Origin of the sequence: Streptomyces rugosispiralis (assembly GCF_024505145.1) — a bacterium.
Taxonomy (GTDB): Bacteria; Actinomycetota; Actinomycetes; order Streptomycetales; family Streptomycetaceae; genus Streptomyces; species Streptomyces rugosispiralis.
In genome coordinates, this window is the sequence record NZ_JANIAA010000040.1 from 38,144 (window position 1) to 53,942 (window position 15,799).

The window sequence follows — 15,799 nt, forward strand, 5'->3', positions numbered from 1 at the left end:
GGACACGTGAACGTGATCCGGCAGATGACCTACCAGCCCGCAGGACGCCGCGCCGCCTCGGTCGAGACGATGACGTTCGGCCGCCTTCGCGAACTGAACGACGGCGGCACGCAGCGCGCCGACTTCCACGTCCTCGCCGTCATCGACACCGGACCCGGCTCAGTCACGGTCGATTTCCACCTCCACCCGCTCCAAGACCGGTCCGCGGTGTGGATTCCACCCGGCGCGGTGCACCGGTGGGACGACATCGCCGAAGTGGCAGGGCACCTCGTACTGTTCGTGCCGACCGCGCCGGTCACCCACAACACCCGAGAACTCGTCGCCTCCCCGGACCTGGCCGCGCACTGGAGCATCCCCGACGCCGACTGGCCCTTCGTCGACACGGCGCGCAGCCATCTCCTCCTCGAAGCATCCGCCCCACCCAGTGACTCCTCGACGGAACTGCCCGAAATCCTGCTCTCCGCGCTCATCACCCGGCTGCACCCACCACACGCCGAAGCACGGCTCACACATCCGGTGTTCCGGTTGTTCCGCTCCAGCGTCGAAGCGCACTTCCGGCAACACCACGACGCCGGCTACTACGCCCGTGCGCTGGGATACGCGCCCCGCACCCTCTCACGAGCGGTGCAGCAGGCCACCGGCCGCACCGCGAAGGCGTACATCGTCGAACGGATCACCTTGGAAGCCAAACGGCTCCTCGCACACGACCGCCTCACCGCCGCCCGCTGCGCCGACGTACTCGGCTTCCCCGACGCATCCAACTTCTCGGTGTTCTTCCACAAGGCCACAGGCAAACGCCCAGGCGCGTGGCAGGCGACGGTGGCCGCCGAGTGAGGAGGTGCCCACAAGAACACTCACATCCATGATCACGTGGCGTCACAACCCCATGATCACCGGAACTCCGTGCCCGCCTCTCTGTATCGGTGCGCCACCGTGCCTCTCTGCGCGAGTTCTAAGCACCGCCCGCGCCCGTCAATCCAACCGCGGGCCAGATGCCACCCAGACTGTCAGTCCTCCCGGTGCTATCCAGGCCGGATGCGTCAACGACCAGACGCTTCCACCCAACGACACCGCACTCGTGCGACACGTAGGTAAGCAGTGCTCGTCGACCACCATGTCAAGCGCACCCACCAGTGCCGCACCCTCGCTCGCTTGGCACACTTTTTCTTCTGACCAGGCCCCGCAAACAGGCTCGATACGGCGCTCCAGAACCGGCTACGGCGCTCACGCCCTGGGAGTGCCCCATCTGCCGGCAGACGCCAAGGGGCTTTACTCCCCCTTGGCGCTGGCCGTCCGCTGCGACAGGACGCCCGCACACGGCCTGCCTGCGGAAACCGGCCCGGAAAGATCACCCGCAGTCCCCTGCTCCCCTGTCGCATGGGGAGCGCGACTCCGTGCTCCCACCCCGGAAAGGGGGCCAGGAGCCGACAAGGGCCCTTATGCCTCTTGATGCAGAGAGCATCCGAATCCGATGGGGTGATCGCAGGAGCCTACGATTGACGACGGCGCACGAGTTCTTCGTACGGCGCTGCAGATCTACCAGATCGGGTGACGGACGAACCGGACACCGTTGACACGTCCGCGAGTTGGGAGCACGAGGGCTCCCCATCACTCCCTGCCCAGACACGACAAAGGCCGCCCCCGCCACCCGAGGAAACGGCCTCCGACCTGCGAAAACGCTGGTCGGGACAAGAGGACACCGCTCCCGCGCGGTGATGGTCGGCCATCGCGTAACCGACGACCTCGCGAGTGGCCAGGTCCAGCCAGCAGGCGAGATACAGCCAGCCTTCCTGGGTGGGCAGGTACGTGATGTCTCCGACGAGCCGGGTGCCGGGCCGGGCGGCGGTGAAGTCACGGCCCAGCAGGTCGGGGGCAGGCCGTGCCTGCTTGGCGGGACGAGCCAGCGAGCGGCGTCTTCGACGTGTGACGCCGGCGATCCCGCGTTCGCGCATGACCCGCTCGACCCGTTTGCGGTTGATCGTACGGCCCAGCCGCCGCAGCTCGGCGTGCACGCGCGGAACACCGTAGGCACCTTTCGAGGCCAGGTGGATCACGGTGATCTCGTGAGCAAGGGCGTCATCCGCCCGAGTCCGGGCCTGCCTGACCTCCTCCGCCTCCAGCCAGGCGTAGAACGAGGAGCGGACCACGCCCAGGACACGGCACAGCAGCGCCACCGGGTAGGCGGCCTTCTCCGCGGCGATGAACCGGTAGACCTCGCTCACCGGTCGCTGTCCTTGGCGAAGAAGGCCGCCGCTTTTTTTCAAGATCTCGATCGTCTTCTGCTGCTCGGCGTTCTGCCTGCGCAGCCGCTTCAGCTCCTCGCGCTCCGCGCTCGTCAGCTCGCCCGGCCCGCCCTCACCGCGGTCGATCCGGTCACGCTTGACCCAGCCGCGCAGACTCTCCGGACTCACCCCCAGATCCCGCGCGACCTCCGTGATCGTCTTGTCGGAGGAACGCGCCAACGCGATCGCGTCCCGCCTGAACTCCTCCGAATACCGCTTCGAGTACTGACTACCCACCTGGCACTACTTCCTCTGGAACCTCGTCCCAGTCTCCAGGTGTCCACGATCACGGGGGAGCTTCAAGACGCAGCAGCGCGAACGCGTTGGTCACGCCCAAGTAGGCCAGTCGCAGCAGCACGGTCGATCATCATGACGCGTGGACTACCCGCTACGCGAGAGCGCCGACTCGAGCGACGGGGCTGACGACCGCCAGTCCGGGTGCATGCCTCCTACCAGGGCGGATGACATTCTCGGCAAGCGCAGGGCCAGCCAAGTCGTTCGGCAGAGCAGGTCACCCGTCCGGAGCGGTGCTCTGCGCAGTGGGGCGCCATTCCTCTTCGAGGAGGCTGAAGATCAAAGAGTCTCGCCAGCCGTCGCGAATCAGCTGTGTGTGACGCAGACGTCCCTCATGCGTCATACCGAGCTTGGCCAGCACCCGGGCGGAGCCGAGATTCCGCGGGTCACAGGTTCCATAGATCCGGTGGAGCCCCAACTCGCCGAAACCACAGGCAAGAAGCCGCCGCCCGATCTCTGTCCCGATGCCCTGGCCCCAGACTCGCGGATGCACGACATAGGAGACCTCCGCCTGACGCTGGATGTCACTACGAACACGCAGTTCCCCCATGCCCACCACCTCCTGCCCGAGGCGGGCCACATAGGAAAACCGGCGCCGGGGGTTGTCCGACCAGGCTTTGACCGCGCCTTCCACGAAATCCCGCGTCTCGTCCTCTGTGTTCGGCCCCCACGTCTGATAGCGACAAGTCTCCGCCAGACACGCCCACGAGTGAATGGCAGGCCAATCCTCCAAAGTGACCTTGTCCAGGGTCACCGAGCGTTGATTCATGAGGCGATCATGTCCACTTCAGCACCGATTCTCCCACCGAAGAACCAATTGAGACTACGTCCTGGCGATCTCCTGCCGGAGTTGATGGGTAAAGCGGCGCAGGAGATCCTCCGTTTCCCTGTGCTCGGCCCTGCGATCGTCCCTGCCCTCGCTGGGCCGGGAAGTCCAGACCCGACGCGCGAGAGCGGCGGCGAGATCGACGGTGTCGTCGGCACACAGTAGATAGAGGGCTGACCGGGCCTCCTGCATCCGGCTCGCCAGTTCGTTGGCCCCGGCACCGTCGTCACTCAGCCGTGTTTCCCGAAGGTAGTCGATGAGCTGGACCACGGCGGTGTTGAAGCCGACCCCGGCTTTCAGCTTCTGTTCACGCAGCCACATGCGGTCCTGCCGACGCGCAGTGAACCAAGACCCGAACACGGCCCCTATGAGGCCGAGACAAGCCCCGACGGCCACGGACAGGATGTTCTCCACGTCAGCTCCCCCCGACACACAGCTGACGGCAGGCTACAGAAGCCGTCAAGCACCCAACTCGCTGGGTGCCCGTTCGAATCTGAGCCGGGCGAACTCCACCGGGAGACTTCAAAACAGGCACAAAGGCGTTGTTCGTGCCGTCCGCCGGACGCCGAAAGCGGGACGGTGTGCCCGGCTGTCACCAAACACCCCGCGCGGGGAGTCGGCGGACGCCTCCACATTCTGTCCGGCGACCAGGGCCAGCAGGCCGACCGCGTTCGCCACGCTTCGCACCCAGCTCCTGCTCAGGCAGATGGCCCAGCAGCCGTAGTGCGTCACCGACCAAGGCAATCGACGAGATCACCGCGGGCATACTCATCATTCCAGGCGATGCGGGGCTTGCCCGGGTCGCCGTAGTCACGCGCGGTGCACCAAACACCGGCCAGGCGGGGCTGTGACCGACTGGACCTGGGAGTACAACCCGAGTGAGGAGTACGTCGCCGACGGACTTGCGCCAGGTGTCGTAGCAGAGGTCGAGCGACTGGCGACCGAACTCGCCGCGATTGGAGTCGACGCGGCAAAGTGGGTCGACCATTCGACCGAGAAGGCGGACTCCGAGAATTCGACATTCTCGGCGGACGCGGCTTCATCAGCTTCCTCCAGGTCGGCGTGGCCGTTGTGCCGCGCGTACTCCTCGATCATGTGCGTGAGGACGTAGCGAAGCGAGATGGTCACGCCGCCGCAGTTGACGGTGTCGTCGAGGGAAGCGAAGGAAGAAGCGACCGCGCGGGCACGGACGCACTCCTCGTGCCGGACTCCGAACGCCTCATCCACGTCGGCGTCCTCGACGTGGAACTCGGCGGACGTGCCGTCGACCTCGCCAGGCCAAGGCGACCTGACATCCTCGGCGTTCAGGGCGAAGCGGAACCAGCTTCGCTCGATGGAGGCCGCGTGACGTACCAGGCCCAAAAGTGTGAGCCCTGAAGGTCGGGATCGCCTTCTGTTTCAGCTGCTCGCGGGTCAGCCCCTGGCACTTCATGGCCAGGGTGGCCCGTTGGTAGTCGAGGAACGAGGTGAGCGACGCACGGTCGCCGGCCACCTTCGAAGGGTGTATGCGCTGGTCACCGTTCACCAAACGATGATGGCAAGGGCCCCCTCCCGCAAGCCACCCCGCGTGCCAAGAGCCGGATAGCAACGCTCAGCCTTCCCTTTGCCACCCAGTGATCTTGGTTGCTGCGGGGCGGGGCGGCACGGCTGAGGGCGGCCCCGATCTGACCGGATCGGCGACCACCCTCACGCTGCGGTCACTGAGCGAGTAGAGAGCTGGAACAGCGAGGCTCGGCCCCCGCGCGCGGTCGGCCGGTCGGCAAGGGTGAGCCTGCGGCGTTTGCGAGGCTGATGCGACTGCTGGCACCGGTGAACCATGGCGATCGCGCTGCGGAGGACAGCGGTCACGAGAGGACTTCCCCCAGGCAGGGGTAGTCGGTGTAGCCGCGGTGGTCGCCGCGGTAGAACGTGGTCTCGTCGGCCTGGGCGAGCGGCGCGCCGAGGCGGAGGCGGTGCACGAGGTCGGGGTTGGAGATGAACAGCGTCCCGAACGAGAGGATGTCCGCCAGCCCGTCGTCGACCAGGCGCAGTTGCCGGGGGCCGGCGGGCCAGTCGTGGTGGGTCTCGTGCGGATTGAGCATGAACACTCCTGCCCAGTGCTCCCGCAGTTTCACCGTGAGGTCACGGTGGCCCGGAAACTCGAATACATGCAGGTAGGCCAGGTCGCGTGGCAGACCGTCGACCAGGGTCAGGTAGAGCTCGTGCAGGTCCGGCTCGTCGAGGCCGAACGCGGTGCAGCCAGGGGAGATCCGCAGTGCGAGCCGCTCGGATCCGATGCGCGCGGCGACGGCATCAACGAGGTCGAGCGGGAACCGGACGCGCCCGGCGACGCTGCCGCCGTAGCGGTCGGTGCGGCGGTTGGCGTTGCCGGAGAGGAACTGCTGAATGAGGTAACCGTAGGCTCCATGCAGTTCGACACCGTCGAAGCCGGCGTCGACCGCGTTCGCGGCCGCATCGGCGAAGTCGGCGATGGTATCCGCGATGCCCCGCATGGTCAGGACTTGCGGTATCGGGTACGGCTTGCGCACGGCCGGTTCGCCGCCGTGGACGCGCACGACGCCTTCGGCGGCACACGCGGACGGCGCGAGCGGGTGCAGCCCGCCGCCGAGGAGTTCGGGGTGGCTGTTACGGCCGGCGTGCATGAGCTGTGTGTAGATCCGGCCGCCCGCCTCGTGCACGGCGTCGGTGACCGGGCGCCAGGACGCGACCTGCGCCGTGTCGTGCAGGCCGGGGGTGTCGGTGTAGCCCTGGCCGACACGACTGGGTTGGGCGGCTTCGGCGACGATCAGCCCGGCGGTCGCGCGCTGCCGGTAGTACTCGGCCATGAGCGGGGTCGCTGACAGGCCGTCGCCGTAGGCGCGGCGGCGGGTCAGCGGGGCCATGGCGACGCGGTTGGGCAGGGTAAGCGGTCCGATGGTGATCGGGTCGAATGCGTTGGGCATCGGGAGTTCCTTCTCGGAGCGATGTATTTTCGTGCCCCGCCACAATCGCCTCGCGCTGAGCCCCGCGGCAGGAACACCGTCCCAGTGGGCGCTATCCGACACGAAGGGCCTCGTACGCGGCGCTACCCGACGATCGGAGACGCCCCCTTGACCACCCGCATACTCGGCGCGGTCTCCACCGACAGCAGGCCGGGCAATGCCGCCACCGGGCCCGTCAGGTACTCGTACAGCGCCGTGCCAGTGGGGCACTGCACGCTCGCGTACAGGTTGGACACACCGGTGGTGGCAGCCGCGAAGCTCACCTGCGGATGCTCCGCCAGCGCCTCACCCGCAGCCGCCAGCTCACCCGGCGCGACCGTCAGCCACAACCCCGCCGACGTCCACAACCCCAGCAACGCCGGGTCGACATCGACGTCGAAGTACACCACCCCGCCCGAGCGCAGCTCCGCCAGCCGCCGCCGCACAGTCGTCTGCGACCAGCCCGTCGCCGTGGCCAACGACCGGAACCCGGCCCGCCCGTCCAGCGCGAGCGCCTCCAGCAACGCGTTGTCCTCCGTCGACAGTTCCACCGGCCCGGTCACGCGTTTCGCCGCCGGCGGCGACAGTCGCGCGCACTGCTCCGCCGTGAGCTGCCCGTTCTTCGTCAGCGGACTCTCACTTCCACCGAAGAACGGGTGCAGCACGCGGTGCGCACTCACCCCGGTGACCCGGGGCGTGCGGGGCAGGCGAGACAGCACGGTCGACTCCGCGGCCGGCGTGTCCGTCACCGCCTGAACCATGCACAGGACCTCCGCGCCGCCCGAGGCGATCTGCACCCACGTCGTCTCTGCCTGCTTCGCCAGCGCTCGCGCGAGCCCCGCCACCGCCTCCGGTACACACCGCACCCGCACCAGCCACAACTGCCGTCCCACCGCCTCCGGCCACACCGCACCGATCACCCGAACGCCCGCCTCGTTCCGCAGCCGCGCGTATCGGCGCGCCACTGTCTGGTCCGAAACCCCCAGCACCGCACCGACCAGCGAGAACGCGACCCGCCCATCGATCTGGAGCGCCTGCAGCAGCCCGCGTTCGACCGCGTCCAACATGTGCCCCGTCCTACCGATCCAAACTCATCCGGCGCGCCCCGTGTGCCCTGTGCTTGCCGGGAGAAGCCGGGAGACCCTGCGGCGCGGCGCCTGGCGGCCAAGCCACGTGGCGCCTGGCGGCCAAGCCTTGGCGCCTGCGGGCCACCTACAACCGCTAGCGGCGGGGTGATTCACACGCTCGCAGCCCTCGAGGCTCCTGGCTGAACCGGATCGAGTCCGAGTTCGCCACGCTGCGCCGCATCGCTCTCAATGGCATGGACCACCAAACGTACGACGAGCAGAACGCCGCCATCGCCGCCCACACCCGCTGGTACAACGCCCGCGCCGAGCCGAAGAACCGAACGCATCCGAGGGTCAGGTCACCAGGGGACGACCCCGTTGTCGTCGAAAAGCCGACCGGTCGGGCCGTCGTCCGGCAGGGCCGCCAGCCTGATGGCGATCGCCGCGCCCTGCTCGGGGGTCCGGGTCCCGCTGAATCCGTTGAGGTCGGTGGCCACGTAACCAGGGCAGGCGTTGTTGATCAGGATGCCGGTGCCGCTCAGCTCCTTGGCGTACTGGATGGTGACGGCGTTGAGGTAGGTCTTCGTCGGCGCGTACGCCCCGCTGATCCCCCCGAGGTCGACACCAGGCGTGGTCTGCAGGGCCAGGGAGCCGACGTGGCTGGACTGGTTGACGATCCGCGGGTGCGCCGAACGGCGCAGCAACGGCAGCATCGCATTGGTGACCCTGATGACGCCGATGACGTTGGTCTCCACCAGTCGCCGCACGGTGTCCAGGTCGATGGTCGTGGGTTCCTCCGGCCAGCCGCCGGCCACGCCGGCGTTGTTGACCAGTACGTCCAGCCGCCCCGCACGCTCCTCGATCAGTTGGACCGCGGCGATCACGCTCCCGCCGTCGGTCACGTCCAGGGGCACGCCGAACGCGTCGGCACCAGCCGCGCGCAACTTCGCCACGGCGTCCTCCCGGCCCTGCTCGTCCCGGGCGCCGACACCGACACTCCAGCCCCGCGCACCGAGCCCGGCCGCGATCTCGTACCCGATTCCCTTGTTCGCGCCAGTGACCAGCGCGATCGTTTTCTCGTTCACGACAGCGAGCATGCCCGCGCTGCGGCCGGGCACCAACACCCTCTCGGGAGTGCAGCAATACCCGGACGATATCGATCAGCCGTGAGCCGTCATTAGCCTGGGCGCATGGAAATACGCGAGCCGCGGTACTTCGTCGCCGTCGCCGAGGAGCCGCACTTCGGCAAGGCCGCCCAGCGCCTCGGGATAGCCCAGCCGCCCCTGTCCCGCACGATCACCCAGCTCGAACGGCGGCTCGGAATCGCACTGCTGGAACGCACCAGCCGCAAGGTCACGCTCACCGCGGCCGGAGCCGTGCTGCTGGCCGAAGCACGCGCGATCCTCAGCGCAGTGACCGCGGCCGAGCGGCGTACCCAACGGGCCGCGACAGCACACCCCGGTCTCGTCCTCGCCGTCAAAACCGGCACCGCCGGCGAACTGCTGACGAAACTGCTCGACGCCTACGCCGCGGAACCCGGCGCAGCCACCGTCGATCAGACAGGTCGCGATCCTGCCGGCCTCACACCCGCTCGCCGGCCGCTCCCCGGTCCGGATGGCCGACATCACCACCCTGCCGACGCTCCCGATGGCCCGCCGGCCCGGTCCCGGCGGCAGTTGCCCAGAAGGACCGGGCGCAGAGGTACGGAACCTGGCGCAGCTCTTCCAGCTGATCGCGCTTGGCCGTACCACCGTGGTCATTCCCGAGTCCGCCGCCGCCGACCTGCGCCGGGACCTCGCCGCCGTGCCGGTCCTGGGTGCTCCGCCCGTGACGACGGTGATCGCCTGGCCGCCGCGCAGCCGCCTTCGTACAGTTGCCGACCTGACCCGCGTGGCAACACGTCTTTGAACGATGCGTGACGCTGAGCAGGCAGCGGGCGGAGCACGGCCGTACTGTCTGCCAGCTGCTGGTGTAGGCGCATCTTGCTGTCCGGGGTGCCTCCGCGGGCGCGGCCCTTGTCGCGGTCGTGGTTGTGGCGGTCGGGGCGCGTGATGTTCGCACATGACGGCTGGCAGCGGACGAGGCTCGGGGCGTCGGTGACATCAAGACGGTGGCACAGGGCGCGGTCGCGGTTGCAGACGCACATCAGGAACGAGTGCGGGTTGTCGTAGACGGTCAGAGCCGGGTTGCCCAGCGCCGGTCGGGTGGGCGGTGACGCCCAGGACGTGAACGCGGCCGCTCGCGGTCTCCATGACGAAGAAGATCCAGAGGCGTTTGAGGAAGACGGTGTCCACGTGCATGAAATCGCAGGCCAGAAGCGTGTGGGCCTGATCTCGGAGAAAGGTACGCCAGGCCTGCTGGGATGCGCGCTGCGATGCGGGCGGCAGGCCGGAGCGGCGCAGGACGCGCCGGATCGTGGCGGCGGCCACCCGATGGCCAAGCCGTCGCAGTTCACCTTGGATTCTGACGTATCCCCAGGTCTCTCGCGCCAATCGCTGGACGAGCGCCGCAATCTCTTCCGCCGGCGGCGGCCCCTCGACCACCCCTGATACACGCACGGCACCGGCGGCGGATACCAGGTGTCCGCCGCCGTTGCCGTCATCTACTGCCGTCAAGCCGCGGAACGGCCCCTATAGGCGACACCGACAGGGGCCGCATCTTTGCGCTTGGATGCGTAGTGAATCGGAAGCCTAAATCGGCTCGCCCGCCACTCCGCTGAATCCGACGAGGCCGTTCTTCTTCGCCATGTCAAGAATCTCAGGGAGATAATCCAGTTGGCGAACCGAGAGGGTCAGGAGGACGTACTTTCCGGCGTCATCCGGTTCCTCTTCCAGGTCAAATCTGGATGGCTCCAGAACGTCGTCAACATCTGGCCACCTAGTCAGCAACTCCTCCCGGAACCGCAATACATCAGGGCTCACGACAAGGTCACTGGTGTCGCCCTCGGCAAGGTTGTCGAAGACTTCCTCATCAGGGTCCCCGGCAGAGCGCTTCCAGAAGGCGAAGTCGCTACTCACAGGCCATCCTCTCAGGTTAGGGGTTGCAGATTGGACACTCTGTACCGCGCTGGACGACCGAGGTTTCAAACCCGTACGTCTTCGCTAGCCATTCATCCTTCCTTCGCTGACCCCTGGTGTAATTCGATTTATTCACCTTCACCTCATAAAGGTGAATGTTTCCGTCTGAGTTCCTGACTGCGATATCCATTTGACGCCTACCGTAAGGGGTCCACAAATCAAGTCCATTCCCGTAGCTTTCGCTGTAGATATCAGACTTGTTGTAGAATTTCTCAAACGTCTCCGTCATTTCATCGACACCGGCAGCGCCACGGGCTTTGTCATGTGGGCGAATGCCGCAGTTGCTGTTGTGAACCAGGACCGGCGTAGCCCCCGCCAGCACATAGTACGTGTGGATTCTGCTGACTGTGAGGTCGTAGGTGCGTTGCAGCTTCGTGAAGTGGCGCGTGCGGTCAGGCAGCGTGTCGGTATTCGTTTATCAGGCCGCCGAAAACGGGTTGTCGCCGAATGCGATGGGCCTGGAGGTCGGTGACAGTGACCGGAGCAGGTGGTTCGGTGCTGCCTGGGGGTAGTTGCTGTCGGGACTGGTGGGGGCGGTGCTGGTTGTAGTGCCTGATGTAGGCGGTGAGCACTGCTTGGGCGTGGGCCTCGTCGTAGATCAGGATTCGGTCGAGGATCTCGCGGCGGAGGGTGCCCACGGCTCTTTCGCAGATTGCGTTCGCTCTCGGTGCCCGGGGTGGGCTGAGCAGGACCTCCACGTCGTCTGCCTCGAAGACGGTGTCGATGGACCGGGTGTACTTCGAGTCCCGGTCCCGGAGGAGGAAGCGCAGTGAGTCCATCCGGCAGCCCAATGTCATGGCGAGATTCCTCGCCTGCCGCGTGGTCCACTCGGCGGTGGGGTGGGCGGTAACGCCGGCGAGGTGAACGCGTCGGGTGCCGTGTTCTATGAAGATCAGGGCGTACAGGCGCTTGAGTGACACGGTGTCGAGGTGCAGGAAGTCGGTGGCGATGATGCCGTGGGCCTGGGCGGAGAGGAACTGGCGCCAAGTGGGGCCGGAGCGTTGAGGGGCAGGGTCGATGCCGGCAGCGTTCAGGATCTCCCAGACGGTGGATGGGGCGATCGAGCAGCCGAGGCGGGCGAGTTCGCCCTGTATTCGGCGGTGACCCCAGTTGCTGTTTTCGCGGGCCAAGCGCAGGCTGAGCTGCTTGACGGTCGGCGCGGTGGGTGGTCGGCCGGGGCGGCGGCGGTGCCGGGTGAACGTCCATTTGTGCTTGACGAGTTCCTGGTGCCAGCGCAACAGCGTTGTCGGGGTGACCGCAAAGACCTCACGCCAGCGATCGCGAGGGACCAGGCGCGACAGCACGGCCCGCCAGATCCGGTCGGCTGGCTCGTACCTGACCCGCGCGGTCTGACGGCGCAGCACTGCATTCTCATGCCGGAGCGCCAACACCTCCGCGTCCTTGGCCACGCGTCTGCGCAGCACAGCGGTGGGCACCATGACCAGGTTCCTGGCCAGCGCGGTGACGATCGACAGCACCATCGAAGGATCGTCCCAGATGCTGTGCGCGCTCTGGCGGAGAAGCTTGCAGGTCACGCCCAGAATCGTGTTTCCGAGCGGGACAGGCATGAACTTTCCACAGATCGACATACGGCGCCAGCTATCCATCAGGGACGCGACATACGTAGCGGGGCATTCAGGACCGCGTGTTCCTAAAGTCTCGAACACCCACAGGCGCATTGCGAACGCGCAATGGTCTGACGCGTCAAACGCAACGCAACGCGTCAGGCCGGGGAGACCTCCTCCATGGGCGGCATGAGGGCGCGCAGCCATCGCTCCGTCTGGGCGACATGGGCCTCGGCCGCTCCGGCGGCGGCGCGCGGATCGCGGTCGGCGATCGCGGTGGCCAGCACGCGGTGATCCTCGTCGCTCTTGCGCCGCATCTGCTCGCCCTCGGGGAGGGTGAAGATCTGGTACTTGCGGGAGCGGGCGCGGAAGACCGAGAGCAGGGAGCCGAGGGCGGGGTTTCCGGCCGCGGTGGCGATCTCGGCATGGAAGCGGTGGTCGAGGTCCGATGCCTCGGTGGGGTCGTCGGTGGCGTCCATGGCCTCGATGAGCGCGAAGAGTTCCCGCACCGTCTCCGGGGTACTGCGGGCCGCAGCCTGCGCCGCGACGTGGGACTCCAGGACACGCCGGATCTCGTACACCTCCAGCAGACCGGAGAGCGGAAGCAGTTCCAGGGTGAGCGACAGGCTACCTATGATGTCCTCCGGCCTGAGCTGGGAGACATAAGTACCGGAGCCGTGCCGCGGCTCGATCACCCCCAGGGCCGCGAGCATCCGTACGGCCTCGCGCAACGACCCCCGGGACACGCCGAGTTCCTCGCACAGCTCGCCCTCGGGCGGAATACGCCCTCCGGCGCTGAGGCGCCCGGTGGCGATCATGTGGCGTAGGCCGTGGAACGCCTTGTCGACTGCGGACATCCGATTCCTCCCGAACGGGCGGGGCGCGGTCCCGCGCCCTTCGCCGCACTGTACCGACTCATCAGATATGTCAGAGGTATCGATCGGAAGTCATCTGATGATCCGCGCTGCTGCACCCCTTGATTGCATGGGATCCGTCATGCAGGATGCCGAGTCATCATACGTGTTCTGGTCGCGATCAGATCTCTCGTTTCTGACGCCCCTCGGAACACCCGGACCCCGGCAGATCAGGACTCATGTGAGCGAGACCGATGTCATCGTGGCGCCACGCCCCCTGTTGCTGGCCGACAGCCGTCCCGCCGACCAGGCGTGGACGCTGGACCCCGCCATGAGACACCTGAACCACGGTTCCTTCGGCGCGGTTCCCCTGGTGGCACAGGAGCGGCAGAACCAGCTGCGGGTGGAGATGGAGCGCTCCCCGGTGGTGTGGTTCCCGGCGCTGCCTCAGCGGATCGCCGACACCAGGGTCGAGATCGCCGACTTCTTGGCGGTGGCCGCCGACGACCTGGCCCTGGTGCCGAACGCGAGCGCGGGCATCAGCACCGTGTACGCCGCCCTCGACCGCCGCCGCGGCGGGGAGATCGTCGTCACCGACCACGGTTACGGCGCCGTGACCATGGGCGCCGAGCGGCTGGCGCGCGACCGCTGGGATGGCGGGGTCCGCACCGCGCGGGTACCCCTCGACGCAGATGAGGAGCAAGCGTGCGAGGCCGTGTTCGCCGAACTGTCCGAGGCGACGGACCTCATCGTGGTGGACCAGATCACCTCGGCGACCGCCCGCCGGCTGCCGGTGGAGCGGATCGGCGCGGAGGCTCGGCGGCGCGGGATCCCGCTGCTCGTGGACGGTGCGCACGCACCTGGTCTGCTCCCCGCCCCGCTCTCGGGGCTGACCTGTGATTTCTGGGTCGGAAACCTGCACAAGTGGGGATGCGCGCCCCGGGGCACCGCGGCGCTCGTCGCCCGTGGTCCGCTGCGTGAGCGGCTCTACCCACCGATCGACTCATGGGGTGCAGAGGACCCGTACCCCGACCGCTTCGACCAGCAGGGCACGGTGGATGCCACCTGCTATCTGGCGGCACCGACGGCGTTCGGCTTCATCGAGCACACCTGGGGCTGGAGGCGCGCCCGCCGCTATATGGACCACCTGGCCGGTTACGCCGCGCAGGTCATCGGTGCCGCGTTCACCGAGCTGACCGGCGCCGACAGCAGCGTCGACGTCGGCATGCCGGTCCCCGGGATGCGTCTGGTGCGGCTGCCCGAGGGGCTCGGCGCCACCCGGGTCGAGGCCGACGCGCTGCGCGACCGGGTCGCCGGGGAGCTGGGTGTCGAGGCGGCCTTCACCAGCTTCGGCGGCATCGGCTATCTGCGGGTGTCCGCCCACGTCTACAACACCGCCGCCGACTACGAGTACTTCGCCGAGACCTGCGTCCCCGTCCTGGCTGAGTGGGCCCGCGCGGTTCGCGGGCGGCACGGCGCGCCATAGCGGCACGACACCGTACTCCCCTCCCCACCCTCGACTCCCCAAGCCGCTCCGAGCGCGGCCCGCACCCAAGAAAGAGGTCAGCACGATGAGGAGAAGGACGGCAGCCCTCGCCCTCGGCACCGCCGCAGCGATGGTCCTGACCGGCTGTTCCGCCATGAGTTCGAACGCGAACGGCACGGTCACGCTCAACATGGTCGAGAGCCTGACCAACCCCGCCCGCACCGATCTGCTCAAGGGGCTCATAGCCGACTTCGAGAAGCAGAACCCCAAGATCAAGGTCAACCTGATCTCGCCGCCCACCGAACAGGCCGATCAGAAGATCCAGCAGATGCTCCAGTCCGGCAGCGGCGTGGACGCGCTCGAGGTACGGGACATCACGGTCGGCCCGTGGTCGAACAACGGCTGGCTGTACGACATGGAGAAGGACCTCAAGGGCTGGCAGGGCTGGAACGCCATGACGGAGAACGCCGCCAAGGCGTCCGAGGACGCCAAGGGCCGTACCTTCTTCGTCCCCTACGGCTTCTACGGGCTAAGCCTCTTCTACCGCAAGGACCTGATCAAGGACGCCGGGTTCAGCAAGCCCCCGGCCTCCTGGGACCAGCTGCTGAAGCAGGCGTCGGCCATCAACGACCCGGCGAAGCGCCGCTACGGCTACGCGTTCCGCGGCGGGGCCAACGCCAACAGCAACGTCACCGCCATCATCGAGGCGTACGTGGCCGACAAGGTCGACCTCGCCAACGGCTACAAGCTGAAGAACGGGCGCACGATCTTCTCCGCGCCCGAGGCCCTGGACGCCCTCAAGACCTACCTCACACTCTTCAAGAAGGCATCGCCCAAGTCGTCCGTGTCCTGGGGCTATCCGGAGATGGTCGAGGCGTTCTCCAACGGCTCCACGGCCTTCCTGCTCCAGGATCCGGAAGTCATCGCCACGGTCTCCGAGTCCAAGTCGATCTCGAAGGAGCAGTGGGACACCGCTCCGCTGGTGGCCGGGCCCAGCGGGAAGACCGTCCAGCCGCTGGCCACCGCCGGTTGGGGCATCGCGAAGGGCAGCAAGCACAAGGCCGAGACCGTCAAGCTGATCAAGTTCCTGTCCCAGGGCAAGGCGTCGACGGACTTCACCAAGAAGAACAGCCTGGTGCCGATCCTCAAGTCGGCGACCGAGGACCCGTTCTACAAGACCGGCCCGTGGTCGTCCTACGTCACCATGACCGAGCACCCCGACACCTATCTCAACGTCAGCCAGCCGCGCGGCGTGACCTGGTGGAGCGAGTGGGAACAGAAGTCCGACGCCGACGTGCAGAAGATGGTGATCGGCAAGATGTCGCCCAAGGAACTGCTGACGGGCTGGGACGCGTACTGGACCAAGAAGTGGGAGCAGGAGAAGTAGG

General features: G+C 67.4%; 14 protein-coding genes and 3 pseudogenes. 5 read left to right on the top strand and 12 right to left on the bottom strand.

The annotated features are described in order from the left end of the window. Positions 1-6 precede the first annotated feature (6 nt). Entirely contained in the window at positions 7-834 is an 828-nt protein-coding gene (locus tag NP777_RS37825) for a helix-turn-helix domain-containing protein (protein ID WP_256654711.1), read from the top strand. 656 nt (positions 835-1,490) lie between these two features. On the opposite strand, the gene NP777_RS37830 is transcribed toward NP777_RS37825, so the two are convergent. The 8 genes and pseudogenes from NP777_RS37830 to NP777_RS37870 all read right to left on the bottom strand — a co-directional run bounded on the left by NP777_RS37830 (position 1,491) and on the right by NP777_RS37870 (position 8,526). Then, entirely contained in the window at positions 1,491-2,519 is a 1,029-nt protein-coding gene (locus NP777_RS37830) for an IS3 family transposase (protein ID WP_256654712.1), read from the bottom strand. A 274-nt stretch (positions 2,520-2,793) separates the two neighbouring features. Then, complete coding sequence (locus NP777_RS37835) at positions 2,794-3,345, bottom strand: GNAT family N-acetyltransferase (RefSeq protein ID WP_256654713.1); 552 nt, start codon at positions 3,343-3,345, stop codon at positions 2,794-2,796. Positions 3,346-3,399: 54 nt separating this feature from the next. Further along, positions 3,400-3,816, bottom strand: a complete 417-nt coding sequence (locus tag NP777_RS37840; RefSeq protein ID WP_256654714.1) for a hypothetical protein — start codon at positions 3,814-3,816, stop codon at positions 3,400-3,402. Between the two features lie 198 nt (positions 3,817-4,014). Next, positions 4,015-4,226: pseudogene (locus tag NP777_RS37845) on the bottom strand (IS5/IS1182 family transposase); the annotation flags it as partial. Next, on the bottom strand, positions 4,213-4,764 hold the full coding sequence (locus NP777_RS48710) for a mycothiol transferase (RefSeq protein WP_391858656.1): 552 nt from the start codon (positions 4,762-4,764) through the stop codon (positions 4,213-4,215). The pseudogene NP777_RS37845 and the gene NP777_RS48710, both read right to left, overlap by 14 nt. 482 nt (positions 4,765-5,246) lie before the next feature. After that, positions 5,247-6,344 carry an alkene reductase gene (locus NP777_RS37860; RefSeq protein WP_256654715.1) on the bottom strand — a complete coding sequence of 366 codons (1,098 nt, stop codon included), beginning with the start codon at positions 6,342-6,344 and terminating at the stop codon, positions 5,247-5,249. A gap of 122 nt (positions 6,345-6,466) precedes the next feature. After that, positions 6,467-7,429: an Lrp/AsnC family transcriptional regulator gene (locus NP777_RS37865; protein WP_256654716.1), complete on the bottom strand. Its 963-nt coding sequence runs from the start codon at positions 7,427-7,429 to the stop codon at positions 6,467-6,469. Positions 7,430-7,788: 359 nt separating this feature from the next. Further along, the gene (locus tag NP777_RS37870) at positions 7,789-8,526 is read right to left on the bottom strand and encodes an SDR family NAD(P)-dependent oxidoreductase (RefSeq protein ID WP_256654717.1); all 738 of its coding nucleotides are present in this window, start codon (positions 8,524-8,526) and stop codon (positions 7,789-7,791) included. Positions 8,527-8,619: 93 nt separating this feature from the next. On the opposite strand from NP777_RS37870, the pseudogene NP777_RS47880 reads away from it, so the two are divergent. Both NP777_RS47880 and NP777_RS37885 read left to right on the top strand, forming a co-directional pair. Continuing rightward, a pseudogene (locus NP777_RS47880) lies at positions 8,620-9,337 on the top strand (LysR family transcriptional regulator). A 317-nt stretch (positions 9,338-9,654) separates the two neighbouring features. Beyond that, positions 9,655-9,978, top strand: coding sequence for a hypothetical protein (locus NP777_RS37885; protein WP_256654718.1), 324 nt, complete (start codon positions 9,655-9,657; stop codon positions 9,976-9,978). 141 nt (positions 9,979-10,119) lie between these two features. Here NP777_RS37885 and NP777_RS37890 read toward each other — a convergent pair whose 3' ends face one another. The 4 genes and pseudogenes from NP777_RS37890 to NP777_RS37905 all read right to left on the bottom strand — a co-directional run bounded on the left by NP777_RS37890 (position 10,120) and on the right by NP777_RS37905 (position 12,928). After that, positions 10,120-10,446, bottom strand: a complete 327-nt coding sequence (locus NP777_RS37890; RefSeq protein ID WP_256654719.1) for a hypothetical protein — start codon at positions 10,444-10,446, stop codon at positions 10,120-10,122. Between the two features lie 16 nt (positions 10,447-10,462). Further along, positions 10,463-10,888, bottom strand: a pseudogene (locus NP777_RS37895) (hypothetical protein); the annotation flags it as partial. A 10-nt stretch (positions 10,889-10,898) separates the two neighbouring features. Continuing rightward, positions 10,899-11,987, bottom strand: a complete 1,089-nt coding sequence (locus NP777_RS37900; protein WP_256654759.1) for an integrase core domain-containing protein — start codon at positions 11,985-11,987, stop codon at positions 10,899-10,901. 242 nt (positions 11,988-12,229) lie between these two features. Beyond that, on the bottom strand, positions 12,230-12,928 hold the full coding sequence (locus NP777_RS37905; RefSeq protein WP_256654720.1) for a FadR/GntR family transcriptional regulator: 699 nt from the start codon (positions 12,926-12,928) through the stop codon (positions 12,230-12,232). Positions 12,929-13,166: 238 nt separating this feature from the next. Between NP777_RS37905 and NP777_RS37910 the strand changes: the two genes are divergently transcribed. Further along, positions 13,167-14,411, top strand: a complete 1,245-nt coding sequence (locus tag NP777_RS37910; RefSeq protein WP_256654721.1) for an aminotransferase class V-fold PLP-dependent enzyme — start codon at positions 13,167-13,169, stop codon at positions 14,409-14,411. 85 nt (positions 14,412-14,496) lie between these two features. Next, on the top strand, positions 14,497-15,798 hold the full coding sequence (locus NP777_RS37915) for an ABC transporter substrate-binding protein (protein WP_256654722.1): 1,302 nt from the start codon (positions 14,497-14,499) through the stop codon (positions 15,796-15,798). Position 15,799 lies beyond the last annotated feature (1 nt).

Excerpts from the sequence above, each read along its gene's own strand:
- NP777_RS37835 (WP_256654713.1), bottom strand. The coding sequence starts at position 3,345 with ATGAATCAACGCTCGGTGACCCTGGACAAGGTCACTTTGGAGGATTGG.
- NP777_RS37860 (WP_256654715.1), bottom strand. The coding sequence starts at position 6,344 with ATGCCCAACGCATTCGACCCGATCACCATCGGACCGCTTACCCTGCCC.
- NP777_RS37865 (WP_256654716.1), bottom strand. The coding sequence starts at position 7,429 with ATGTTGGACGCGGTCGAACGCGGGCTGCTGCAGGCGCTCCAGATCGAT.
- NP777_RS37870 (WP_256654717.1), bottom strand. The coding sequence starts at position 8,526 with ATGCTCGCTGTCGTGAACGAGAAAACGATCGCGCTGGTCACTGGCGCG.
- NP777_RS37900 (WP_256654759.1), bottom strand. The coding sequence starts at position 11,987 with ATGGTGCTGTCGATCGTCACCGCGCTGGCCAGGAACCTGGTCATGGTG.
- NP777_RS37905 (WP_256654720.1), bottom strand. The coding sequence starts at position 12,928 with ATGTCCGCAGTCGACAAGGCGTTCCACGGCCTACGCCACATGATCGCC.
- NP777_RS37915 (WP_256654722.1), top strand. The coding sequence starts at position 14,497 with ATGAGGAGAAGGACGGCAGCCCTCGCCCTCGGCACCGCCGCAGCGATG.